The 23,654-nt window shown below is 51.0% G+C and carries 21 protein-coding genes and 1 pseudogene; 10 read left to right on the plus strand and 12 right to left on the minus strand.

Annotated features, from left to right (window positions below):
* Positions 1-108: 108 nt before the first annotated feature.
* The 5 genes from lepA to T488_RS0111125 all read left to right on the plus strand — a co-directional run bounded on the left by lepA (position 109) and on the right by T488_RS0111125 (position 4,616).
* A complete protein-coding gene (gene lepA / locus T488_RS0111105; RefSeq protein WP_028520864.1) occupies positions 109-1,911 on the plus strand; it encodes a translation elongation factor 4 in 1,803 nt (600 codons plus the stop codon).
* Between the two features lie 16 nt (positions 1,912-1,927).
* Positions 1,928-2,356: a hypothetical protein gene (locus T488_RS0111110; protein ID WP_028520865.1), complete on the plus strand. Its 429-nt coding sequence runs from the start codon at positions 1,928-1,930 to the stop codon at positions 2,354-2,356.
* Positions 2,357-2,358: 2 nt separating this feature from the next.
* Positions 2,359-2,709 carry a hypothetical protein gene (locus T488_RS0111115; protein WP_028520866.1) on the plus strand — a complete coding sequence of 117 codons (351 nt, stop codon included), beginning with the start codon at positions 2,359-2,361 and terminating at the stop codon, positions 2,707-2,709.
* Positions 2,706-3,797, plus strand: a complete 1,092-nt coding sequence (gene hemW / locus T488_RS0111120; RefSeq protein ID WP_028520867.1) for a radical SAM family heme chaperone HemW — start codon at positions 2,706-2,708, stop codon at positions 3,795-3,797. The genes T488_RS0111115 and hemW overlap by 4 nt, the downstream gene beginning before the upstream one ends.
* A gap of 81 nt (positions 3,798-3,878) precedes the next feature.
* The gene (locus T488_RS0111125) at positions 3,879-4,616 is read left to right on the plus strand and encodes a dockerin type I repeat-containing protein (RefSeq protein WP_028520868.1); all 738 of its coding nucleotides are present in this window, start codon (positions 3,879-3,881) and stop codon (positions 4,614-4,616) included.
* A 31-nt stretch (positions 4,617-4,647) separates the two neighbouring features.
* Here T488_RS0111125 and T488_RS0111130 read toward each other — a convergent pair whose 3' ends face one another.
* From T488_RS0111130 to T488_RS0111180, 11 genes and pseudogenes are all read right to left on the minus strand, one after another.
* Positions 4,648-5,571: a hypothetical protein gene (locus T488_RS0111130; RefSeq protein WP_028520869.1), complete on the minus strand. Its 924-nt coding sequence runs from the start codon at positions 5,569-5,571 to the stop codon at positions 4,648-4,650.
* 47 nt (positions 5,572-5,618) lie between these two features.
* The gene (lysS, locus tag T488_RS0111135; RefSeq protein ID WP_028520870.1) at positions 5,619-7,241 is read right to left on the minus strand and encodes a lysine--tRNA ligase; all 1,623 of its coding nucleotides are present in this window, start codon (positions 7,239-7,241) and stop codon (positions 5,619-5,621) included.
* A 16-nt stretch (positions 7,242-7,257) separates the two neighbouring features.
* A complete protein-coding gene (gene greA, locus T488_RS0111140; protein WP_028520871.1) occupies positions 7,258-7,728 on the minus strand; it encodes a transcription elongation factor GreA in 471 nt (156 codons plus the stop codon).
* Positions 7,729-7,938: 210 nt separating this feature from the next.
* The gene (locus T488_RS0111145; RefSeq protein ID WP_028520872.1) at positions 7,939-9,105 is read right to left on the minus strand and encodes a S41 family peptidase; all 1,167 of its coding nucleotides are present in this window, start codon (positions 9,103-9,105) and stop codon (positions 7,939-7,941) included.
* Positions 9,106-9,174: 69 nt separating this feature from the next.
* On the minus strand, positions 9,175-10,575 hold the full coding sequence (locus tag T488_RS0111150) for a murein hydrolase activator EnvC family protein (RefSeq protein WP_028520873.1): 1,401 nt from the start codon (positions 10,573-10,575) through the stop codon (positions 9,175-9,177).
* Positions 10,576-10,667: 92 nt separating this feature from the next.
* Complete coding sequence (gene ftsX, locus T488_RS0111155) at positions 10,668-11,579, minus strand: permease-like cell division protein FtsX (protein ID WP_028520874.1); 912 nt, start codon at positions 11,577-11,579, stop codon at positions 10,668-10,670.
* A 335-nt stretch (positions 11,580-11,914) separates the two neighbouring features.
* A pseudogene (ftsE, locus tag T488_RS0111160) lies at positions 11,915-12,595 on the minus strand (cell division ATP-binding protein FtsE); the annotation flags it as partial.
* 79 nt (positions 12,596-12,674) lie between these two features.
* Complete coding sequence (locus tag T488_RS0111165) at positions 12,675-13,760, minus strand: helix-turn-helix domain-containing protein (RefSeq protein WP_019680782.1); 1,086 nt, start codon at positions 13,758-13,760, stop codon at positions 12,675-12,677.
* 250 nt (positions 13,761-14,010) lie between these two features.
* Positions 14,011-15,780, minus strand: a complete 1,770-nt coding sequence (argS, locus tag T488_RS0111170) for an arginine--tRNA ligase (RefSeq protein WP_028520876.1) — start codon at positions 15,778-15,780, stop codon at positions 14,011-14,013.
* Positions 15,781-15,803: 23 nt separating this feature from the next.
* Entirely contained in the window at positions 15,804-16,226 is a 423-nt protein-coding gene (locus T488_RS0111175) for a DUF1934 domain-containing protein (protein WP_028520877.1), read from the minus strand.
* A 229-nt stretch (positions 16,227-16,455) separates the two neighbouring features.
* A complete protein-coding gene (locus T488_RS0111180; protein ID WP_028520878.1) occupies positions 16,456-17,529 on the minus strand; it encodes a D-alanine--D-alanine ligase family protein in 1,074 nt (357 codons plus the stop codon).
* A gap of 336 nt (positions 17,530-17,865) precedes the next feature.
* Here T488_RS0111180 and T488_RS0111185 point away from each other — a divergent pair, with 336 nt between their 5' ends.
* Complete coding sequence (locus T488_RS0111185) at positions 17,866-18,903, plus strand: hypothetical protein (RefSeq protein ID WP_028520879.1); 1,038 nt, start codon at positions 17,866-17,868, stop codon at positions 18,901-18,903.
* Between the two features lie 78 nt (positions 18,904-18,981).
* Here T488_RS0111185 and T488_RS0111190 read toward each other — a convergent pair whose 3' ends face one another.
* Positions 18,982-20,001 carry a glycoside hydrolase family 130 protein gene (locus T488_RS0111190; protein ID WP_028520880.1) on the minus strand — a complete coding sequence of 340 codons (1,020 nt, stop codon included), beginning with the start codon at positions 19,999-20,001 and terminating at the stop codon, positions 18,982-18,984.
* Positions 20,002-20,209: 208 nt separating this feature from the next.
* Between T488_RS0111190 and T488_RS0111195 the strand changes: the two genes are divergently transcribed.
* Genes T488_RS0111195 through T488_RS0111210 form a run of 4 tightly spaced genes read left to right on the plus strand, consistent with a single transcriptional unit; the run spans position 20,210 to position 23,624 of the window.
* Positions 20,210-20,947, plus strand: a complete 738-nt coding sequence (locus tag T488_RS0111195; RefSeq protein ID WP_028520881.1) for an MBL fold metallo-hydrolase — start codon at positions 20,210-20,212, stop codon at positions 20,945-20,947.
* Between the two features lie 22 nt (positions 20,948-20,969).
* Positions 20,970-22,259 (plus strand): galactokinase, encoded by a 1,290-nt coding sequence (locus T488_RS0111200; RefSeq protein WP_028520882.1) that lies wholly within the window; start codon positions 20,970-20,972, stop codon positions 22,257-22,259.
* A gap of 12 nt (positions 22,260-22,271) precedes the next feature.
* Positions 22,272-22,610: a cupin domain-containing protein gene (locus T488_RS0111205; RefSeq protein WP_028520883.1), complete on the plus strand. Its 339-nt coding sequence runs from the start codon at positions 22,272-22,274 to the stop codon at positions 22,608-22,610.
* A gap of 27 nt (positions 22,611-22,637) precedes the next feature.
* Positions 22,638-23,624 (plus strand): hypothetical protein, encoded by a 987-nt coding sequence (locus tag T488_RS0111210; RefSeq protein WP_028520884.1) that lies wholly within the window; start codon positions 22,638-22,640, stop codon positions 23,622-23,624.
* The last annotated feature ends 30 nt before the right edge of the window (positions 23,625-23,654 follow it).

Genomic DNA, 23,654 nt, shown 5'->3' on the forward strand with positions numbered 1-23,654 from the left:
CGTCAAAGAGACGGGGAATTTCATTTTTATAAAGTAAAAACCCTTTACAAACCTTAGCGTTTCTGATATAATTATACTGAGTAAATATGTTTGAAAAGAGGTAAAACATTGGCTAACGACAAGATCAGAAATTTCTGTATTATAGCGCATATAGATCACGGCAAGTCAACACTTGCCGACCGTATCCTCGAAAAGACCGAGACCGTAGCTATCCGCGATATGGAGGATCAGCTCCTGGACAATATGGACATCGAGCGTGAGCGCGGTATCACCATCAAAGCCCGTGCGGTACGTCTCAAGTACACCGCTCAGGACGGCGAGGACTATATCTTCAACCTCATCGACACCCCCGGTCACGTTGACTTCAACTATGAGGTGTCACGTTCCCTTGCCGCCTGCGAGGGAGCTATCCTTGTGGTTGACGCTTCACAGGGCATCGAGGCGCAGACCCTTGCCAACACCTATCTTGCCATTGAGCATGACCTTGAGGTAGTCCCCGTGGTCAACAAGATAGACCTTCCCTCAGCCGACCCGGAGAGAGTCTGCAATGAGATTGAGAACGTCATCGGCATACCTGCCATGGACGCTCCCCGTATCTCCGCAAAAATGGGCACCAACATCGAGGAGGTGCTTGAAAAGATAGTCACGGACATCCCCGCTCCCAAGGGCGACTCCGACAAGCCCCTGAAGGCGCTTATCTTCGACAGCTACTATGACTCCTACAAGGGCGTTATCATCTACGTCCGCGTCAAGGAGGGCAGAGTGAAGGTGGGGGACAATATCCGCCTTATGGCTACGGGAGCTGTATTCAACGTTGTTGAGGCAGGCTTCATGGACGCCACCACCCTTGTGAACAACGGCAGCCTTGAGGCAGGCGAGGTAGGCTATATCGCCGCTTCCATCAAGAGCATAGGCGACACTCAGGTGGGCGATACCGTCACCAATGACGAATTCCCCTGCGATGAGCCCCTTCCCGGCTACCGCAAGGTGAACCCCATGGTGTTCTCGGGCATCTATCCTGCTGACGGCGCAAAGTACGGCGACCTCCGCGACGCTCTGGAAAAGCTCCAGCTCAATGACGCATCGCTCTCTTTCGAGCCCGAGACCTCAATAGCACTGGGCTTCGGCTTCCGCTGCGGCTTCCTGGGACTTCTCCACATGGAAATTATCCAGGAGCGCCTTGAGCGAGAGTACAACCTTGACCTCATAACCACAGCCCCCTCCGTTATCTACAAGGTCACCATGACCAACGGCGAGGTGCAGTATATCGACAATCCCACCAACTACCCCGATCCTGCCCTCATTCAGGTGGCTGAGGAGCCCATGGTAAAGGCGAGCATTCTTGCTCCCTCGGACTACGTGGGCAATATCATGGAGCTGTGTCAGGACAGGCGCGGCGTGTTCAAGGACATGAAGTACCTTGACGATACCCGTGTTGAGCTCCACTATGAGCTGCCGCTGAACGAGATAGTGTATGACTTCTTCGACGTGCTCAAGTCCCGTACAAAGGGATATGCGTCCTTTGATTACGAGATGCTGGGCTATGTACCAAGCAAGCTTGTGAAGCTGGATATACTTCTCAACGGCGAGGTGGTGGACGCTCTCAGCTTTATCATCCACACGGATAAGGCCTACGGCAGAGCCCGTAAAATAGCCGAAAAGCTGAAAGAGAACATTCCCCGTCAGCTCTTTGAGGTGCCCATACAGGCTGCCATCGGCGGCAAGATAATCGCCCGCGAGACAGTAAAGGCAATGCGCAAGGACGTGCTTGCAAAGTGCTACGGCGGCGATATAACCAGAAAGAAGAAGCTGCTCGAAAAGCAGAAGGAAGGTAAGAAGCGTATGCGCCAGCTGGGTACCGTAGAGGTTCCACAGGAGGCGTTCATGAGCGTTCTGAAGCTTGACAGCTGAGAACGGGAGGCTAATTATGATAAACTATATCATTCTCGGACTGCTCTGTGCAGTTCTGGTGCTGAGTATCATAACGGTTATCACCGAGTTTTTCATAGGTAAAAATACAGGCGCAGGGCGCTTTCTCCGCGCCATAAGGATAAGGCTCCGCGAGAAATCGCGTACCAGCTTCTGTGTCACCGCCATAGTCCTGCTGATATTCGGACTTGTGGCAGGTGACGACAATAAGCTGATGCTGCTTGCGGCTCTGGGAATAATGCTGGTGACTCTCATTGTCCTCCACCCCGAGGACTTCCTCAGTATTTTCCGCACAAGACGCAAGGCAAAGAAGAAAACTCTGCTGCCCCTGACACCAAAGCTTGCGGGAGAAGTACCTGCGGCAAAGCTTGCAAAGGTGCTTGAGCCCATTGAGGCTGAGGGCAGTGCAGAGGAAGGAAAGGAATAAATATGAGTAGTTTATACAACTGCCCCTGCTGCGGCGAAAAGACCTTCAACCCGCTGAGCAAGGCAATGGCAGGAACAATGAAGTCCAAGGGAAAGAAATGCACGAAGTGCGGCAAGCGCTGCGTCAACGGAAAGGGCGCAACTGCTTTCGCAGCACTGTACTTCACCATATCCTTTATCTGCATAGTCATCGTCTTTATCCACGGACAGGACAGTGAATGGTGGTACACCCATGAGGTGCCTATAGTTCTGGGGCTGATACTGAATATGCTCATCGTGCCCAGGATAGTCAACGGATTTTTCTTCAAAATGATGGAGACTGTCCGCATTGACGCCTACGAAAAAGAGAAATGACGCTGGGACTTTATATCCATGTGCCCTTCTGCGGAAAGAAGTGCGCCTACTGTGATTTTTACTCCGTGGGCTGGACAAGACAGAGGGCAGAGGACTACACAGCGGCGGTGCTGAGAAATATCCGCCATTACAGCGACAGGGCTCAGACCGTGGATACGGTATATTTCGGGGGAGGTACTCCCTCGCTGCTGACAACGGATCAGCTTGAAAGCATAATAAACGAAATAAACGGCAGCTTCGCACTTGACGGGGCTGCCGAAATAACTATTGAGGCAAATCCCTGCACCCTTACGCCGCAGAAGCTTTCGGAGCTCCGCAGTATCGGCGTGAACCGCCTGTCCGTGGGAGTCCAGTCCATGAGGGACGAGGAGCTCCGCGTGCTGGGGAGAGTCCACACTGCCGAAAGAGCGGAGCAGGCTGTGCTGGACGCAGCCGCCGCAGGCTTCGGGAATATCTCATGCGACCTGATGATAGCCCTGCCCGACCAGACTGCGGAGAGCCTGCGCTATTCCATAGAGCGCATGACCGCCCTGCCCGTGCAGCATATCTCCGCTTATATCCTCAAGACTGAGGAGGGGACTCCCTTTGACTGTGAGGAGATAAAAGGGCGGCTGCCCGATGAGGAGACCACCGCAGAGCTGTACCTGGAAATGGTGCGGCTTCTGGAGGAGAGGGGCTTTGCACAGTATGAGGTATCAAATTTCGCCAAGGAGGGCTTTGAGAGCCGCCACAACAGCCGCTACTGGAAGTGTCTGGACTATCTCGGCATAGGACCTGCCGCCCATTCCTGCTATAAGGGGAAACGCTTCGCCGTTGAACGTGATATTGACGGATTTATTGCCGCTCCCTTTCAGAAGGTCACTGTCACCGACGAAGCTCCCTGCGGCTTTGAGGAGTTCGCCATGCTGCGGCTGAGACTGAGGGAGGGGCTTAGCCTTTCCGACGCCGGAGAGCACAGGGCGGAGATAATGAAGAAGCTGCCGCCCCTTGTGAAGGATGGCTATGCACAGACCGACGGCGAGAGAGTATGGCTGACCGCCAAGGGCTTCCTCATGTCCAATTCGGTGATAGAGTATCTTATTTTCTGAAAAATGCAACACTCTGCCAAATCCTTCCGTATGTTATAGTGAAAGGGAAACGTTTCCGATATATACGAAAGGAGTGTTACTATGAAAAAGATGAATGGATTTATTGCAGCGGCAGCCTGTGCGGGACTTCTTGCAGGCTTCGGAGCCATGACATTCAGCGCAAGGGCAGCAGAGAATGAGAGCGTGGATATTCCCGAAGCAACTGAGGAATACACAGGAACATTGCCAGTTACATCTGAGCCTGTCGTAACTACTGTGACAACATCAGATGCGAACAGCGAGCTTGAGGAGCTGAGGCGCAAAGGTCAGAGAATGGTGGGACAGTTTGTCCGCCAGGAGAAGATACTTCTCGGCGAGCTTGCCCCCGATGCGCCCCGTATCACCCTTGATGAGGCAAACGACATAATCAGCCGCTATGGTACGGCACAAGAGATAATCAGAGAATTTGATATTATACATAAATACCCTGATTATATCGGCGGAAGCGGCGTAACCAACGTGGAGTACTTGCTCGATGACAGCGGAGAGGATATGATAAACATATGCCTTGAGGGAGATATGTTCGCTCATATCAGTTTTGACAACGGTGAGCGTCAGGCAGAAATGTACAGACTTGATTCAGATTTAGGCGTCGCAGGAGATGTGAACAGAGATGGTGAACTGAACATATCCGACCTTGTCTTCCTGCAGAGATGGCTTATCAATAAAGATAAGAATGAGTTGCCCGACCGACGCCTTGCAGATGTGAATTATGACGGCGATGTGGACGTTTTCGACCTGATAGCTTTAAAGAAGCTTATTATAGGCAAGTTGTTATGAATAGAAAAGCGGAGCATAAAGCTCCGCTTTTTTACTTTGAAAGGTCATGTATTATCCTGTCGAATGTGGGGAAGTCCTTATCGTAGGTCTCCTGCATATCCTCCTGGCTTGCATTGATAAGACCTCTCGGTCTGCGCAGTGCAAGGTACATATCATCGGGGATATCAGCCTTGCTTACGCCGATCTTTTCAGCAAAGTCGGTATCCTTGAGATAGTAGAAGTACTTGTCCTTTATATGGGGATCGTCGGGATAGAGCTCCGAAAGATCCACAAAGGACTCAGCAGGTTCAAGGAGCTCCTCCGAGGTCTTCTTGTTGCCGATGACCACCACAGACTCATCGTTGCCGAGAAAGTTGGTCAGCTTGTTGGTGACGCCCTTGATGTAGTTCTGGTATTCGTCATCGCTGTAGGGAATGTAGTACACCGAGACCAGGACCTTGCCGTTTCCGTTTGAGTCCTCACCCAATCCGGTGAAGTACTCCTCCAGATAGGCGGAGTTGCCGACGAAGTCATTGTCGCATAGCATGAGTATTACCATGTCGGGATTGGGCTTTGACAGCAGGTCGTATGCCAGGTATCCGCCCAGCGCCAGGAAGAACACTCCCAGACCCAGCCACCACTTGTTGTGGTAGAAGAAGTTGCCTATCTTTTTCCAGAATGAAAGCTTTACTTCCTCTTCCTTTTCCTCATGTATGGTGGACTCGCTCTCCTCAACGATGCCCTGCTTCAGGCGCATGAGTTCGATCTTTTCGTCCTGGAGCTGCTTTTCGTAAGCCTCGCGCTTCTGCTTTTCCTTTTCGGCATAGCGGCGTTCTGCCTCGCGCTGCTGAGCCTCAAGCTCTGCCTCGCGCTGCTTTCTCAGGTCCTTGTTGACCTGAAAAACGCTTTTGTCCATTTTTAGCCTGTCATCTTCTTCGGGAGCTGTCTTTGGTGAGTTTTTTTCTTTATCTTTCATATTTTATTCCTTACGATAACGGGCGGCATAAGCCGCCCGTATTGTTATTATTTCTCTGTTTTGTCTTCCTTTTCCTGGCGCCCGCCGTTTGCAGGGAGGCTCTTGAGGGTGGGGAAGAGGAGTACGTCTCTGATAGAAGCGCTGTTTGTCAGCAGCATTACCAGACGGTCGATACCGTAGCCGATACCGCCCGTAGGAGGCATACCGATTTCCAGAGCGTTAAGGAAGTCCTCATCTGTGCGGTTAGCTTCCTCGTCACCCTGGCTGAGAGCTTCTTCCTGAGCCTTGAAACGCTCACGCTGGTCGATAGGATCGTTGAGCTCTGAGTAAGCGTTGCACATCTCACGGCCTGTGATGAACAGCTCGAAACGCTCAACATAGTCGGGAGCATCGGGCTTCTTCTTGGTAAGGGGAGAGATCTCGATGGGGTGATCCATGATGAATGTAGGCTGAATGAGGTGCTCCTCAACGAATGCCTCGAAGAAGAGGTTGAGAATATCTCCGCGCTTGTGGCGATTCTCGTACTCTACGCCCTTTTCATCAGCTATCTTGCGTGCTTCCTCGAGAGTCTTTATCTCGCTGAAGTCAACGCCTGAATACTTCTTTACAGCGTCGATCATGGTAAGTCTCTCGAAGGGCTTGCCAAGGTCGATCATGTACTCGCCGTAGGGAACGCAGGTAGTACCGCATACTTCCTGAGCAACGTGGCGGAACATATTCTCTGTGAGATCCATCATGCCGTAGTAATCGGTGTAAGCCTGATAGAGCTCCATGAGTGTGAACTCGGGGTTATGACGGGTGTCAACGCCCTCGTTACGGAAAACTCTTCCGATCTCGTAAACTCTTTCAAGGCCGCCGACGATAAGTCTCTTGAGGTAGAGCTCCAGACTGATACGGAGCTTTACGTCCTCGTCGAGAGCGTTATAGTGTGTCTCGAAGGGTCTTGCAGCAGCGCCGCCTGCGTTGGATACCAGCATGGGAGTCTCAACTTCCATGAAGCCCTGAGCGTCCAGGTAGCGTCTGATGGATGAGATTATCATTGAGCGCTTGATGAATGTGTCCTTGACCTCGGGATTGATAATGAGATCAAGGTAGCGCTGACGGTATCTTGTATCTGTGTCCTTGAGTCCGTGCCACTTCTCGGGGAGGGGCAGGAGGGACTTTGTGAGGAGGGTGATGCTCTTTGCGTGGATAGAGATCTCGCCCTTGCGTGTTCTGAACACATAGCCCTCAACGCCGATGATGTCACCGATGTCCCACTTTTTCTTGAACTCCTTGAAAAGGTCTGCGCCTATATCGTTGGAACGAATATATACCTGTATACGGTCAGACTTGTCGCGGACGTCGATGAAGTTAGCCTTGCCCATGTCTCTCCAGCTCATGATACGTCCTGCAATGCGGACGATATTCTCGTTGAGCTTTTCAAGCTCTTCAGCCTTCTTCTCCTCATCATCGCCCACAGCGGCGATTATCTCGGCTTCCTTTGCCTCGTACTCAGCCTTGTACTGAGCAGCGTGGCCTGTAACGTCGAACTTTGTGATAGTGAAGGGATCGTGACCCAGCTCGCGGAGATCAGCCAGCTTGTCGAGTCTGTCCTTCTTGAGTATATTTATGTCCTGAACAGGCTCCTCTTCAGCCTGAACAGGGGAATTGACCTGATTTTCGCTCATATTTATATCCTTTCGATTACTTGGAGATCTCAACGACCTCGAACTTCAGCTCGCCTGCGGGAGCCTCAACGATGAAAATATCGCCCACTCTCTTCTTCATAGCAGCCTTGCCGATAGGAGACTCGTCTGAGATAAGACCCTCTCTTACGTTTGCGTGGTTGGTACCAACGATAGTGAATGTTTCCAGCTTGCCTGTATCGAGACGCTTGATAGTGATCTTTGAGCTCATACCGATCTCGTCAACAGAGATGCTATCGTCATCAACGATCTCAGCGTTGTCGATGGTATACTGGAGCTCCTGAATGTGAGCTTCGAGGATAGCCTGTTCATTTTTTGCCTCATCGTACTCAGCGTTCTCGGAGAGGTCTCCGTAAGAACGGGCAACTTTCAGTCTTTCGGCAACTTCCTTACGTTTATTGATCTTGAGATCATCGAGTTCAGCGACGAGCTTGTCGTAGCTTTCTCTGGACATCTTCTTTGTAGCCATATCAATGCACTCCTTATATGATTTATTTCGGGAGAGAATCAACACAAAGTTCCCCGAAGCTTAAATAGCATTACATATTATTATACTATATCATGCGGAAAAAGTCAACCCTGAAAGATCAGAAATAAGTTGTCAGCGTTTTAAGGCAAGGGCTCTCATGAAGTGCCCGCAAAAAAGGAAGGGAGACAGCACTTGCTGTCTCCCTTAATTTTACTGTAAAGCCGCCATAGCAGCGTCAACAGCTGCTGCGTACTGGTCGTCGTAAGCCTCATCGGTGTTCTCAACGGATATATCGGGAGTAATTCCCACGCCGTCGTAGCATTCCGAGCGCTCAGTCTTGTACTTTGCAACGGTAAGAACTACCGCGCCGTTGTTGTCGAACTCTGTGGTCTCCTGCATAACGCCCTTGCCGTAGGTCTTTTCTCCCACCAGCTGAGCACCGCCGAAATCACGGAGAGAAGCCGCAAAGAGCTCCGCAGCGCTGGCGGTCTTGTCGTTTATCAGAACCACCATGGGTATCTCAAGAGCAGCCTCGTCTGAATATACCAGAGTCTCGCTGTGACCGTCCTTGTACTCCGCTGTGGCGATAACGCCTTCGGGGAGAAGAGGGTCCACACATTCGCCGAGAGCCTCCACGATACCGCCGCCGTTGTCGCGGACGTCGAAGATGAGTGCCTTTGCGCCGTTGGAGGTAAGCCTCTCAAGAGTATCCACGAACTGCTGGGGAGTATTCTTCTTGAAGCCGTCGATCTTGATATAGCCGACGAATTCGTTGACCATTTCGCCGCTTACGGTTATCATCTCGATAGAGCGGCGGGTGAAGGTATAGTCCTTGTCGATACCGCCTCTGCGGACGGTGATATTTATTTCCGAGCCCTCTGTGCCGCGCATGGCTTCGATAGACTCGTCAAATCCTGCGGTGAGAACGTCCACGCCGTCGATGAGTGTGATGACGTCGCCGACACGGATACCAGCCTCCTCAACGGGGGAGTCCTCCATTATCTTTGCTATGCGGATATATCCGTTCTCGTCCTCCTCAAGGGTGAGACCCAGTCCCACCAGCTGACCCTCGTCATCGCTCTGTTCAGCCAGGTACTCCTCTTCTGTCAGGTATCTGGAGTACTTATCATCAAGTCCCGAAATATAGCCTTTAAGTATTCCGTCGCTGAGGTCGCCCTCATTTATATCGCCCAGGTAGTGTTCGCGGACGTAGGAGTCAAGGCTCTGAAGCGAATTATACTTCTTGCTCTTTTCGTTGACGTCAACTACCTTTTTGTTGAAGCTCTGCAGTGAGAAGAATGATGTGAGTATAAAGGTGACCGCAGAAGCGATAGCGATAAGGCTCAGCGCAAGGCCAAGGCTGATTTTCTTATTCATATTATCATCGCTTTCTGACAAAAATTCGGGCAGTTGCAAAGAACTGCCCTGAATCTGATTGTTGCATTTTTACGGACTAACGTAGCCCAGCGGGTCATTTGCGACACCGTTCACGCGGACCTCAAAGTGGAGATGAGCGCCGGTAGACCAGCCTGTTGAGCCGATGTAGCCGATGACCTGTCCCTGTTCTACATACTGACCAACGGAAACAGCTGCCGATGACAGATGACCGTAGAGAGTCGAGTATGTACCGTCGTGGGAGATTATAACATAGTTGCCATAGCCTCCGCCGCAGCCGCAGCTGGAGGTCTTGGCATAATTGTGTGTGCATGAGTTGTTTACGGCGATAACTGTACCTGCCTTTGCAGCACAGCAAGCTCCGCCCATGATACCTGCATCGCCCACGTCGATACCTCTGTGGGTGGTGCCCCATCTGTAGCCGTAGCCGCTGGAGATATAGCAGAATCCGGGGGCGGGCCATGAGAAGCCTGAAGCAGAAGGAGCGGGGACATAAGCGGGCTCGGTGTATGTGGGAGTATATGATGTATCGCCCTGCTGTGCAGCCTGCTGAGCGGCAGCAGCTTCTGCGGCAGCTCTCTCCTGAGCAAGTCTTGCCTGTTCAGCCTCATAAGCAGCCTGTGCAGCCGCAGCCTGACGGGCGATCTCAGCCTGGATCTCAGCTTCCTCAGCGTCCAGCTGAGAGATGTAGTTCTGGAGCTCAGCCTTATCCAGCTCAAGTGTCTGCTGTTCCATAGCGATACGGTTGATCTCGTCCTGAGTCTGGCTCATCTTATCGTTAAGACTTGCCATCTCGGCGTCCTTTTCTTCCTTACGCTTTTTCTGCTCCTCAAGTCTCATTTCGAGAGTGAGCTTTTCTGTTTCGAGATCCTTCTTGGACTGCTCCATGTTGTCGATCTCTGTGAGGATGTCATTGATGAGCTCCTCATCGTAGGAAGCTATACGGTTTACCATCTCAACTCTTGAAAGCATATCATAGAAGCTGGAGGTACCTACCATTACTGTTGCAAGGTTGTCGTTGCCTGTTACATACATAGCGCAGAGGCGCTTCTTGAACAGCTCAACGTTTTCGTCGATCTCTTCCTGCTGATCTACGATAGCCTGGTCGAGGTCTGCGATATTGTCCTGAGCGGTCTCAATATCTGTATTGATGCTTTCGAGCTCCTTGTTGAGGAGGTCGATGTTGTCCTGGATATAGCCTATCTGCTCATAGAGAGTTGACTGATAAGCCTGTTCGTTTTCCTTATCGCCCTCAAGTGAATTGATCTGTGACTGTAATTCTTCGATCTTAGCTGTGTTGGCTTTTCTTTCTTCCTGGATCTCGGCGATAGTCTTTGCCGAGGCGTTGTTCCTGCCGTCTGAGAGGGACGGATAGGCTGCTATTACTGCAAATGAAAGTGCAGAGCAGGTGATGAATGAAATGACCTTTTTGAATCTGTTTAGCTTTTCCATAATTAAGCTGCGTATCGGACTAAGGGAATTGCTGTCCGAATGCACACTCCTTTCATAAAAAAATTCACATCTTCGGATTGGTATGCTGCATATCAGACATCGATATGCTTTCTTGTGCTTACCACACTTCCCAGAGCTCCGATAAGAGCGCCGAACACGAGATAAGCAAGTGCCAGGGGAAGCCTGATGTCAGAGAACGGGATAATGCTCTTAACGCCGAAGGTGTTCATGAGCATACCCTGATCGGTTATCATGTTGTATATCGCACGATATACAGCCCAGGTTATAAAGTATGCGCCTGCGCCTGCAAAGAGACCGGTCACCATACCCTCAACGAAGAATGGCATACGGATAAATGCGTTTGTAGCGCCTACATACTTCATTATCTGTATCTCCTCACGGCGGGCAAAAACGCTTGCCTTTGTGGTATTGGAGATAATGATCATTGAAACAACGGCAAGTGCGATGATGATAGCACCTGCGATAAGAGAAACGACTCTTCTGAGCTCTCTCAGGAACTCAGCTACCTGTGGAGAAGCGGAAGCGCTCTGAACATTGGCGATAGCGCTTATCTTTTCGGTAGTCTCTGTGATGAGGTCTGTGTTCTTTACTGTAACGCTGAAGCCGTCGGGCATGAAGCTTGCGTCCGAGCCGATATACTCGTCGAAGATCTTCTCAGCGTTGGGGAGGTTAGCCTTCTGTCTTGAAAGTGCGTCCTCCTTGGAGATAAAGGTGACCTTGTCGATGTTGGGAAGCTCATTGATAGCGGCTTCCGCAGCGGAATTCTGCTCCTCGGTGGTGCCTACGTTCATAAGAACGACCACCTCGTTCTGGCTGCCCAGACCCTTTATCATGGAATTGAGGTTGATATAGAACAGACCTGCAATTCCGACCAGGAGAAGGGATATGAGCAGTACGCAGAATGTTGCGAACGCCATCATCTTGTTCTTCCATATATTTTCCACGCCCTGATCGGCGAGGTATTTGATACCGCTCAGCTTCATTCCGCACCTCCTTCAGTCTTTTCTGTGAGTGCGGCGAGAAGCTCCTCGGGAGTTTCCGCTTTGCTTACCTGTTTTGATTCTTCGATATCCACATCGATGTTGTCGGCAAGCTTCTGCATGAGCTCGGGCTCGTTGGAGGAGCTGCCGTCGGGGATACCTCCGATAGCGGAGATAATATCATCAGCGGTCATATTCTCGATGGGGAGGTCGATAGCCTCCTCGGTGTTGGTGAGCTGGGGCTCCTCCTGAGCAGCAGGCTCGTTTACCCGCTCTGCATCGCTGATAGCAGCAGCCATTGCCTCTGTGGGAATCTCGGAATCCATATCGGCAAGGAGCTCGTCACCCGTACCTGTGATGACCTCATCGAAGACGATCTCGCCCTCGGTGATGTTGATGATACGTCCGCCGAAGTGACGGACCAGATCGTGCTCATGGGTAACCATGAGTATAGTAGTACCCTGATCGTTTATGCCCTTGAGGAGCTCTACGATCTCGTAGGAGAGCTCGGGGTCGATATTACCCGTAGGCTCGTCTGCGATGATGAGCTGGGGGTCGTTTACCAGCGCTCTTGCAATGGCAACACGCTGCTTTTCGCCGCCCGAGAGCTCATCGGGGTAAGAGTTTGTTTTTGCATGGAGTCCTACCAGACTTATAACGTAGGGAACTCTCTTGCGTATGTATTTGATGGGGGCGTCGATAACTCTGAGAACGAAAGCGATGTTCTCATATACTGTCATCGACGGGATAAGTCTGAAATCCTGGAATACGAAGCCGAGTGTACGGCGGAATTCGGGGATCTTTCTTCTTTTAAGCTTGTTGAGGTTATAGCCGTTTACGGTAACAACACCGCTTGTTGCGTCTATTTCCTTCAGAAGAAGCTTGATCATAGTACTTTTTCCCGCACCTGATGAACCTACCACGAAGGCGAAATCGCCGTCGTTTATCTTGAGGCTGACGTTATTGAGGGCGTCAACACCGCTTGAGTAGGTCACGGATACGTTTTTAAGTTCTACCAATGGGTCACACCTACCTTAATCTGTAAAGGGCGGAAATGATCCGCCCAAAGTCCGATATAATGCCTGTGAAAAGGCTTTATCAGAACTTGACAGGGTTAGCAGACAGGTACTTCTTTACCATGAGGGCGATCTTGAATATGATAGCGTGATCGAACTCACGGAGATCAAGACCTGTAAGCTTCTTGATTTTTTCCAGTCTGTAAACGAGTGTATTTCTGTGAACGAAGAGCTTTCTGGAAGTCTCTGATACGTTCAGGTTATTTTCAAAGAATTTCTGGATAGTGAAAAGAGTCTCGTGATCCAGTGACTCGATGCTGCCCACCTTGAATACCTCATGGAGGAAGGTCTCGCAGAGAGTTGTGGGGAGGTGATAGATAAGACGTGCGATACCCAGGTTGTCATAGCTTACGATAACCTTGTCTGTATCGAATACCTTGCCTACCTCAAGAGCCATCTGAGCTTCCTTGAAGGAACGAGCCAGATCCTTGACGCCGACAACGGCAGTACCGATACCAACGTTAACTCTTGTATAGAACTCACTGCTGAGAGTGTCAGCAATAGAACGAGCCAGCTTCTCAAGATCCTTTGAGTCAACAGCGCTCTTGAGCTCCTTGACGAGAACGATATCAGTCTCGGTGATATTGAAGACGAAGTCCTTGTTCTTGTCGGGGAAGAGGTTCTGGATAACATCATAAGCTGAAATATCATTGGCGGAGATGATCCTGATAAGGAATACAGCGCGGCTGATCTCAGCGTTGAAGTGGAGCTCTCTTGCCTTGATAACGATGTCTCCGGGGAGAACGTTATCGAGGATGACATTCTTTATGAAGTTGTTTCTGTCATACTTCTCATCGTAGTACTGCTTGATATTAGAAAGTGCGATAGCGAGAATGCTTGCATACTTTGCAGCAGCGTCGTCAACGCCCTCCACGAAAACTGCGTAATCGGGCTTTACTCTTGAGCCGAAGGGCTTGTAGGTAAATCCGTCGCGGATGAAGATGTCGTGGGAATCGCTGAGGTCCAGTGAAACGAATTCATTAGTGGTACCTACGCGGGTGAGGTCGCTGCAGGCGATGATAGTTGCGGTCTCGTCCACTACACCGATAGTAGCGTCGATAGAGTCGCGCATCTGATGAACTAAACCCTGAAATAATCTGTTGGACATGATTAACATCCTTTCTCTTAATAAGATCTTATTTTGAGCGGACCTTCAGAGAGAGTCGGGGAGCACATTGCTCCTCAACATATTACAAATTGTAACACATTTTTGCCTGTAATTTGTTAACAAAGTGTTAACTTTCGTCCGAAGGCTCACAAACATGACTTACATATATGTTGAATTTTGTATATAATCACCAATGATGGTGATTTTTCTGTAACCAAACCGTAATTTTTACGGTGGAAAATGTAATTTCTTACATCTTCTCGGGTCTGTCGATATTGAGTATCTCCAGAGCATTCCTGAGTGTCTGGCGGACTGCCACACAGAGGAGGATACGAGCGTCCCTGATCTGCTCATTCTCTGCGTTCTTTACGCTGCAGGCGTCATAGAAGCGGTGGAACAGAGTTGCCAGATCAACGGTATACTTGGTGATCTTTGAGGGATCGTAGCTCTTTGCAGCTGTATTTATCTCCCCGGGGAGAGAAGCCAGATGGCGGATAAGCTCGATCTCGCGGGGATTATCAAGGAGATCAAGGTCGGCAGTCTCGGGTATCTCAACGCCTTCCTCACTGAGGTTCCTCAGCAGGCTGCAAATTCTTGCGTGGGCGTACTGAACGTAGTAAACGGGATTCTGTGAGGACTTCTCGATAGCCAGATCAAGGTCGAACTCGAACTGTGAGTTTGCCTCACGGAGATTGAAGAAGAAACGGGCTGCATCTATCGGTATCTCGTCAAGGAGAGTTACAAGGGTGATAGCCTTGCCGCTTCTCTTTGAGAGCTTTACTACTTCACCGTCGCGGACCAGCATTACCATCTGCATGAGGACAACGTCAAGCTTGTCGGCGTCAACGCCAAGGGCTGTCAGAGCAGCCTTCAGTCTTGGAACGTAGCCGTGGTGATCGGCGCCGAGAACATTTATCGCCTTGTCGAAGTTACGTGTCACCAGCTTGTCATAGTGGTAAGCGATGTCGGGTACTATATAAGTATAGAGACCGTTGCTTCTCCTGAGAACGAAGTCCTTGTCCAGACCGTATTCCGTAGCCCTGAACCAGATGGCGCCGTCCTGCTCGTAAGCCTTGCCTGCCTCCATGAGCTTGTCAACGACCTTCTTGGTCTCGTTCTTTTCGTGGACTGTGCTCTCACGGAACCAGTTATCGTAAACTATACGGTACTTCTTCAGGTCGCGTTCAAGACCTGCTATATTAATAGGAAGTGCGTAGTCTACCAGAGCCTTTCTGCGCTCCTCCCCGGAAACGCTTTCCATAGCCTTTCCGTTTATGTCATAGAAGTTCCTGGCGTGTTCGATGATGTCGGTGCCAAGGTAAACATCCTCGGGCATCTCGAACTCTCCGCCCTCGCCGCTTCCTGCGAAGATCTCGGAGCAGAGCTTCTCGGTGTCGTCCTTGTACTGAGCCAGGAGCTCCTGTCCCTTGGGGGAGCAGAGCTGCAAGTATCTGAGCTCCAGAGACTTTCCGAACTTTTCGATCTGATTTCCTGCGTCGTTGACGTAGAACTCACGCTCGGCATGATAGCCTGCCCACTGGAGAACGCTGGCGAGACAGTCTCCGATAGCGCCGCCTCTTGCGTTGCCGATGTGCATGGGACCTGTGGGGTTTGCGGAAACGAACTCCACAAGGACTCTCTTGCCCTGACCCAGGTCGGTCTTTCCGTAGTTTTCTCCTTCGTCAAGAACGTTCTTCACAACGTCGGAGAACCATTTCCTGCTGAGGAAGAAGTTGAGGAATCCGGGACCTGCCACCTCGGCTCTCTCGAAGATAGTACCCTCAAGGCTGAGCTTTTCGCAGATGAGCTCGGCGATCTTTCTGGGAGGCATCCTGAGAGCCTTTGCGCATACCATAGCGGTGTTTGCGGCGAAATCACCGTGGGACTTGTCCGCGGGGATCTCGATATTGAATGGGGGGAGTGGCTCAGAGGGGATCTTTTCCTCAGCCACAAGCACTCCGAGGGCGTCCATGATAACTTCACGGAGACGGAGCGACGCAGAATTGATAAGGTCTGACATTTGATCTATCCTTTCTTTTTGACTCAGTTCTGAGCCTGTACTGTCATTATTATCTCGTTATCAGATAGATACGAGGAATTTATATCAAGAGTATATTTAAGGTAGAGCCTTCCGTTTTCGGCTAAGGTGTTATCGATAGCGTGGGTGTATACGCCGATCTGAAGGTTGCCGTAGGGAGTTCCGTACTGGCAGAAGTGTTTGCGTCCTATCTCCAGAGAGAGGACGGAGTTTGCCGTTCCCTCGCGGGTAATGGAAGCGTTCTTGTTGTCGTCCACCTTGATGGTGGTCACCGAGCCATCGAAGCCCGTGGCGGAGGTATCCTCATAGGAGATTATATCCCAGCCGTTCTCGTGGGTCATTCTGGCTTTGGTGAGCAGCTCAGTTTCGTTTTTTTCGTCTTCCTGCCACTGGATACTCGTCAGTGAGATCAAAACGTTATTTTTCAAAGCAGTCTCCTTAATAATTTATAAAAGAGCGGCGAAGCCGCAGCATCGGGATTCTCAAGGGAGGCTCTCCCTTGAGCAGAGGGGTGTGCGAGGGGAGGCAGCGCCTTCCCTGAGAAGTAGTGTGACGAGCGAAGCAATGTCGCACGGCTGTTACGCACATTTTTCCTCGGCTTGCCCGACGGAATGATTATCGGTATCTGATTACCGGTGTAATACTGTGGTTTATGGCTCAGTAAGTCCTGTCGGCGTTGTCCATAGCCTGTTCCATGAGCCCGTCTACGAGCTCATCGTGTGAGTAGCCCAGCTCCTCCATAAGTCTGGGGAAAACACTGTTCTTTCTGAGCCCGGGCATGGTGCCTATCTTGTTCAGCAGGAGCTCTCCGCTGTCCGTCAGGAACAGGTCAACTCTTGCCATTCCCTTGCAGCCCAGTGCCTTGAAGGCTGTGACCGCTGTCTCCGTGACCCTTCTCTCGATGTCCTTGGGAAGGTCGGCGGGGATAGTCAGGTCGTCGCCTGTGCTTACGTTGAAGTTATTGGGGTCATAGGGGACGTCGGGGTCTTTTATCTCGCCCACAGCCGAGCAGACCGGCGAATCATAGCCGAAGACAGCTGCCTCAAGCTTGCGTCCGCTGATATACTTCTCGATGACCACCTTGTTGTCGCTGGAGAATGCCAGCTTTACCGCTGCAAGGAGTTCATCTCCGTTGTGTGCAAAGCTCACTCCTGCGTTGCTGCCGCTGTTTGCGGGCTTTACCACCAGCGGAAAGCCCAGCTCCGAAGCGATAGCGGTGCATTTTTCGTCCAGGTGATTTATCTCACGCTGGGTTATGAGCCGCCAGGGAGCGGTGAGAATATCGTAATCGTCCATTACCATGTGGGTGTGGGACTTGTCCATACATGAAGCCGAAGCCAGTACTCCGCTGCCAACATAGGGGATGCCGGAAAGGTCCAGAAGCCCCTGTATAGTGCCGTCGCCGCCTCTTTTTCCCATGAGTACGGGAAATACCACGTCTATCTTTTTCAGCGAGGTCTCACCGTTCTCGATGGTGATGATACCTCTGTGGAGGGGGTCGGGGGAGATGAATGCGGAGGTGCAGTCGGGATCCTGATCCCAGGTGCCGTCAGCAATGCTTTCGGCGTCGCCGGGGAAATAGAGCCAGCGTCCCTTACGGGTGATGCCGATGCAGATCACCTCATATTTATCTCTCGGGATACTGCTTATGACCTCTGCGGCAGACGCCAGGGAAAGGTCATGCTCTCGTGCTGTGCCGCCGAAAATAACGGCAGCTTTTATCTTTGCCATATTGTTCTCCTTTTAAATAGTATCCTTGAAAAATCTATTGTCATTTTCCAGTATCACTCTATTTTATCACAATTCACAAAAAACTGCAAGTATTTTTTGCGAAAATGCAGAATAGCACAGTGAAATTCGCAAGGATAGCACATAACGGACAATTTTCAACGCCGATATTTGTGCACAATTACAATAAAAAATTCCCGTTTTCATCAATTTGACGGAATACCCCTTAGTAAAATTGACGAAGATAATGGGCTGAAGTAAGAAGTATTGACTTTTTTTACGTAATGGTATATAATCATGTCAATGATGTCGGGGCATCATGAAAGGGGGATTTTTCCTATGAAATTGCTGAAGAGAACTATCATCTGGTTTGTGCTTCTGACAGGCATATTCTTTGTCGTCAATGCGGTCGGTTCACTGATTGTGGACAAGGTCATTGTGAATAGGATGACGGACGCGATGACGGGCTACTCGGTAAAGGTCAACAGAATGATACATCCCGAGCCAAAGGAGCCGGATGAGGCCAACAAGACCAACGGCCTTTCGGGACTTTTTCTGCGCGAAATGCTGGATAATACCTGCCTTGACCTCAAGAGCGGCTTCACTTCCACATTTTATTTCATGAACATACAGATGGATCAGTCTGTGATAATGTTCAACGACAGCGGTCTGAGCAGGCTTTCCGAGGGCATTTACGCAGTCGCCTTCGAGGACAATGACCAGGGACTGGATCATTTCAAAAGCTCTGTGGGAGTTGTTGACATCAAAGAGCTGGTAAAGCTCGACGGCTCGGGGGAAATACTGAAAATACTCGAAACAGGCGACGATATACTGTTAAGGCTGGATTCCTATACAGTCGACGAGGATTTCGTGGTATATCCTGCAAGGATAACACTGCTCCACGAGGGCGGTCAGGAGATCGCAGCTTTTGACTTCCCGGTGAGCGGAGAAGTGATAAACAGCGATAAGACCTATATCTACCATGACAACAGTGACAAGTTCCACTCACAGAGCAGCCTTTACCTTAAGATGAAGGTGGCAAAGGAAGGTGAGCGCAAGTCTGACAGGTTTGCAAAGGAGCTTGTGAGCAAGGCTGAGTTCACAGGTGAGCAGAATGATCTTGACAAGAATTACGGTATCGGCGTTATAGCCGCAAAGAGAGTTGAGACAAGCGGAGATCAGGCTATGGTGACTGTTCTGCGGTTCAGATTTCTCAGGTGCGTGTTCCTTGACACCGGTGTCCTTGGAGCGATAATGACTCTGATAATGGTGCTTATCTGCCGTCATAAGGACAAAAAGCAGGCGAGAGCCGACTATGGCTATTCCGGTAATTACGGCTATCGCAACAACTATAATTACAATAACTACCGCCGCTGACAAGGCTGCGGAAAGTAGAAGCCCCGAAACGCTGCGTTTCGGGGCTTTGCTATATTCGTTATGAGTGATGGAATGATGTTATCTTCTGCCGATGGTGTCGTCTCCCTCCCAGAGTTTATCGTGGGCGAGAATGTAGTCATATATGGTCTCTGCGGTAGTGAAGGCTACTCCCACATAGCTGTCCGCGCAGCCGTAGTAAATGGCGATGCGTCCTGTTGCGGCGTCGGTGAGAGTTGCACAGGGGAAGCACACATTGGGAACAAAGCCCCGCTCCTCATACCACTCCTCGGGGGTGAGGATATAGTTCTCACAGCGGTGGAGTACCTTTGAGGGCTCGTTTATGTCAAGTATGGCAGCACCTATGCTGTAAACATAGCCGTTGCAGGTGTTGACTACTCCGTGGTAGAACATGAGCCAGCCCTTGTCGGTCTCGATGGGAGCGGCTCCTCCGCCGATTTTCAGGTTCTCCCACCAGTTTTCGGAGCGCCCCATGACATGGCGGTGACGTCCCCAGAACTCCATATCGGGGCTTTCGGAGATGAATATATCGCCAAAGGCTGTGTGTCCGTTGTCACAGGGACGGGACAGCATAACGAAGTTGCCGTTTATCTTTCTGGGGAAGAGCACAGCGTTGCGGTTGTAGGGGAGATAGGGATTTTCAAGGCGTCTGAAGGTCCTGAAATCCTTTGTCTCTGCGATGCCGATGGTGGGACCGTAAGCGTCCTGACACCACATGATGTAGTATGTGTCCTCTACCTTTACAAGACGGGGATCGTAGGCGTATCTGGGCATGAATGGTTCGCCCGTCTCGTCGGTGAAGGGTATCTTCTCGGGGGCAAACTCCCAGTGGATCGCGTCCTTGCTCCTGCCGAGGTAGATGTGCGGGATACCGTTGCGCTGTTCGCCGCGGAAGACTCCAATAAAGCCGTCTTCATAGGGCATGACTGCGCTGTTGAATATCCTTGCAACATCGGGCAGGGGATTTCTGCCGATTATGGGATTTTCGCTGTATCTCCACACGGGAGCGGTACAGCCGGCAGGCTTTTCCTGCCAGGGGATAGAGGGCAGGTCACTGCCGATCATCTTAATATCCGCCATAATGATCTCCTTAAATTTAAGCTGATGGTGATGTGTTAATTAAATTATACAGTAAAAGTATGCCGCCGTCAAGTGCAAAATGAAAAAAACGGGATTTTCGTGAAAATGCACTATTTCTGCCCTGTTTTTTCTACATGGCAAAGTTTACATAAAGTTATAGAATAGGCGGCTTTTCGGGTGTATAATTAAGTAAAAAAGGAGGCAGACCATGAAAATAATTACTGAACGTACAATGCAATTCGGCAATATCCGTTACTTCTGCGCCTCTGTGGCAAACAGTCCCATGACCTGCTATGTCCTCAGGGGCAGGGACGGGGATATGCTCATAGATACGGGAATGCCCTTTATATACAAAAGGCTCTCGGAGTACATTGCTGACCTTGATATACGCTATATCTTCCTCACTCATGCCCACGTCGACCACGACGGCAGCGCGGAAAGGCTCCGCCGCGAAACAGGCGCGGAGATCATTCTCGGCGAGCGTGACAGGGAGCTTATCGGTCATTACGGCAGACAGCCCGTGAAGGCTTCCCTGCGCCGTTACAGGCTCCGCAATATACAGCAGAATGTCTGCGGCAGGATGAAGCTTTTCAGCACCCGCCCATATACCCCGGATATACTCATCGGCAGCGGCGACAGAAATATTCTCAGGGAGCTGGGCTTCGACGCCGTGACTGTTCCTCTTCCGGGACACACTCTCGGCTCTGTGGGAGTGCTGTCAGAGGGCGTGCTCTACTGCGGAGATTCCTTTACAGCAATGTGGGGCAAGCCCGACATTACGCCTCATGCCACATCTCTGACCGCCATGGCAAGGTCTCTGGAGAGGATACTGGAGATCTCTCCCGAATGGCTGGCGACAGGCCACGGACTGCCTGTGAAAATGAAGGAAGCAAGACCGATAATACGAAGGTATCTGCTTATGTGCAGACAGGGGATACTTAAATGATAGCTTAAAAGGAGATGAGACTATGAATATTCATGAGCTTATCAGCGGCATATCCGACGGAAGATTTGATGACCAGTTCCGAAGGCTTTACGGAGCCTCCGAAAGAGCGGTGCTGAAGGCGAGAGCCCGTTATCTCAGCGCTGCGGAGAAGTTTTCGGTGATGTGCCCCGAGTGTGATGAGATACACGTTTACTCAGCTCCCGGGCGGACAGAGATAGGCGGAAATCACACCGACCACCAGCACGGCTGCGTTCTGGCGGCGGCAGTCAGCCTTGACATTATCGCTGTTGTCAGCTTTCACGACGAGGGAGTTGTCCGCGTCCGCTCAGAGGGCTACATGGCGGACGAGATAGACCTGAGCAGCCTTGAGGTCAACGCTGCGGAGAAGGGGACATCTGCGGCGCTTATCCGCGGCATAGCTGCAAAATTCGCGGAGATGGGCGTGAAGATAGGCGGTTTTGACGCCTATATGACCTCGGAGGTAGTCAGCGGCAGCGGACTTTCCTCATCGGCAGCTTTCGAGATACTGACGGCGACCATTATCAATGAGCAGTACAACCAGGGAAAGGCATCTGCGGCGGAGCTTGCAAGGATAGGCAGGTTCGCGGAGAACGCCTACTTCGGAAAGGCGTGCGGTCTCATGGACCAGACCGTCTGTGCCGAAGGAGGAGCGGTATTCATCGACTTTGCCGAGCCCGACGCCCCGAAGATGTCCTCGCTGCATTTCGACTTTGACAAGGCAGGCTATTCCGTCTGCATCACTGATACAAGGGGCAGCCACGCTGACCTGTCCGCGGATTACGACGCCGTGGCAGCGGAAATGAAGTCCGTGGCTGAGGCTATGGGCGGTGAGTATCTCCGCGAATGCGATGAGGAGCGATTTTATGCGGAGCTTCCCGCTCTTCGTCAGCAGTGCACCGACAGGGCGCTGCTTCGTGCTGCTCACTTCTTCGCCGAGAACAGTCGTGCAGCTCAGGAATCAGAAGCCCTCACCGACGGCGATACAGAGCGTTTCTTTGAGCTGGTCGGGCAGTCGGGCACCTCCTCCGCTGAGCTGCTGCAAAATCTCTATTCAGCAGGTGATCCGCAGGTGCAGCCCGTGACTCTGGCAATTATGCTCAGCAAGCGCTTCCTCAGAGGGGCAGGAGCGGTGAGAGTCCACGGCGGCGGCTTCGCAGGGACTATACAGGCTTTCGTGCCGAATTACCTCACCACTGACTACGCCACGGAAATGGAGCGTATATTCGGAGCAGGCTGCTGCTATGTGCTGACAGTCCGTCCCGTGGGCGGCTGCGAGCTGAGGCTTGACTGACAAGGAGGTACTATGAAGGAATTTCCCGGTTTTATGAAGCGTGCTGCCAACAGAATACCCGCTGAGCAGCAGAATACTCCCGATATTGAGGGATATTACTATACCGCTCCTGACGGCAGTCAGATGGCTTTCTGGAGCTATCCCTGCGACAGGGTGTCAAAGGAGCACGTACATGACTACGATGAGTATATGATCTGCGTGGAAGGGGAGTACACCGTCACCATAAACGGGGAAGCCACAGTCCTCCATGCAGGGGACGAGCTCTTTATCCCAAGTGGGACCCTCCAGGGCGGAAGCTGTAAGGCAGGCACCAGGACTATCCACGCCTTCGGCGGAAAGAGAGTAAAATAACACAGAAAGATTGTTGGAGAAGCTGCAATGGACTACAAGGAATTACTGCACAAAATGATGAACGAATGCCGGGAAGATGCTGAAAGATACCTTTCGGGGGACAAGGAGGATTATCTTTACTGTAAGGAGACTGACGAGGAATACGGCGACACCGATAAGAATTACAGCAACCGTACAAGGCTGTGCTACGAGCTGATGTACGGGGGCTATCAGGCGGAGAAAATAGAAGACGCTGTCAGGGAACTGTTTGAGACGGAGGTCATTTCCCGTGAGAACGAGTCCTTTCAGGGCGTAGGTGTAAATCTGGAGCTGCTGACCTGTCTTCTCGGAAGATATCAGCGTTCCGAGGACGATGCTCTCTTTGAAAGGGCAAAGAATGCCAATTTTGACTGTGAGCTGGGCTATGACAAGGATCACAGTATGAAGCGGTTCAAGCCTCTTGAGGAGCTGACTCTCGAGAACTGTATATGGCTGGCAGATGATCTGGGCAGACAGGATTACGCCTGCAAATTCGTGGATATTTTCAAGGAGCAGCCCCTCGGTCTTGAGGGACTGAAACAACTTGAAAGTTATGCCAAATACGCTACAAAAAGAATGTGCGACAGGGAACAGGCTGTTACGGGCATATATGAGACCTATCTTGCAGAGCCGCCCAAGTACGAGTGGGATCTTTGCAGCGCTGTGGAGCACTATATCCTCATGCTGGCTGATAAGGGCGAAGTCGACAGGGCTGCGGAGGTTTTTATGGAGCATATAAATCTTTTAAGTTCCGAAGAAATACCATGCAGTAAAGTCGGAGCCCGCCTCATACGGGACAGCGCAGAGGAAAGAGCTGAGATATGGGAGATGATCCGCCCCCTTATAAAAAAGAAGTTCCGTAAATTCGCTCCTGTTGATTATGCTCCTCTTGCGGCTGCGGCAGAGATAATGGGAGATGTCAGGTTAGCGAAGAAGCTCCGCAAAAAAGGAGAAGATGAGCTGACGAAAATAAAAAGAGATTTTGGAGACGAGTAAACAATGGGTTTCGGGATCATAAAATATAAT

This window comes from Ruminococcus flavefaciens ND2009, assembly GCF_000621785.1.
GTDB classification, from domain to species: domain Bacteria; phylum Bacillota; class Clostridia; order Oscillospirales; family Ruminococcaceae; genus Ruminococcus; species Ruminococcus flavefaciens_C.

Excerpts from the sequence above, each read along its gene's own strand:
- ftsX (WP_028520874.1), bottom strand. The coding sequence starts at position 11,579 with ATGAAGCTGAGCGGTATCAAATACCTCGCCGATCAGGGCGTGGAAAAT.
- hemW (WP_028520867.1), top strand. The coding sequence starts at position 2,706 with ATGACGCTGGGACTTTATATCCATGTGCCCTTCTGCGGAAAGAAGTGC.
- T488_RS0111205 (WP_028520883.1), top strand. The coding sequence starts at position 22,272 with ATGAAGGAATTTCCCGGTTTTATGAAGCGTGCTGCCAACAGAATACCC.
- T488_RS0111195 (WP_028520881.1), top strand. The coding sequence starts at position 20,210 with ATGAAAATAATTACTGAACGTACAATGCAATTCGGCAATATCCGTTAC.
- T488_RS0111165 (WP_019680782.1), bottom strand. The coding sequence starts at position 13,760 with ATGTCCAACAGATTATTTCAGGGTTTAGTTCATCAGATGCGCGACTCT.
- T488_RS0111125 (WP_028520868.1), top strand. The coding sequence starts at position 3,879 with ATGAAAAAGATGAATGGATTTATTGCAGCGGCAGCCTGTGCGGGACTT.
- T488_RS0111190 (WP_028520880.1), bottom strand. The coding sequence starts at position 20,001 with ATGGCGGATATTAAGATGATCGGCAGTGACCTGCCCTCTATCCCCTGG.
- T488_RS0111185 (WP_028520879.1), top strand. The coding sequence starts at position 17,866 with ATGAAATTGCTGAAGAGAACTATCATCTGGTTTGTGCTTCTGACAGGC.
- T488_RS0111145 (WP_028520872.1), bottom strand. The coding sequence starts at position 9,105 with ATGAATAAGAAAATCAGCCTTGGCCTTGCGCTGAGCCTTATCGCTATC.
- T488_RS0111210 (WP_028520884.1), top strand. The coding sequence starts at position 22,638 with ATGGACTACAAGGAATTACTGCACAAAATGATGAACGAATGCCGGGAA.
- T488_RS0111180 (WP_028520878.1), bottom strand. The coding sequence starts at position 17,529 with ATGGCAAAGATAAAAGCTGCCGTTATTTTCGGCGGCACAGCACGAGAG.
- argS (WP_028520876.1), bottom strand. The coding sequence starts at position 15,780 with ATGTCAGACCTTATCAATTCTGCGTCGCTCCGTCTCCGTGAAGTTATC.
- T488_RS0111130 (WP_028520869.1), bottom strand. The coding sequence starts at position 5,571 with ATGAAAGATAAAGAAAAAAACTCACCAAAGACAGCTCCCGAAGAAGAT.
- T488_RS0111110 (WP_028520865.1), top strand. The coding sequence starts at position 1,928 with ATGATAAACTATATCATTCTCGGACTGCTCTGTGCAGTTCTGGTGCTG.
- greA (WP_028520871.1), bottom strand. The coding sequence starts at position 7,728 with ATGGCTACAAAGAAGATGTCCAGAGAAAGCTACGACAAGCTCGTCGCT.
- T488_RS0111200 (WP_028520882.1), top strand. The coding sequence starts at position 20,970 with ATGAATATTCATGAGCTTATCAGCGGCATATCCGACGGAAGATTTGAT.
- T488_RS0111150 (WP_028520873.1), bottom strand. The coding sequence starts at position 10,575 with ATGGAAAAGCTAAACAGATTCAAAAAGGTCATTTCATTCATCACCTGC.
- T488_RS0111115 (WP_028520866.1), top strand. The coding sequence starts at position 2,359 with ATGAGTAGTTTATACAACTGCCCCTGCTGCGGCGAAAAGACCTTCAAC.
- lysS (WP_028520870.1), bottom strand. The coding sequence starts at position 7,241 with ATGAGCGAAAATCAGGTCAATTCCCCTGTTCAGGCTGAAGAGGAGCCT.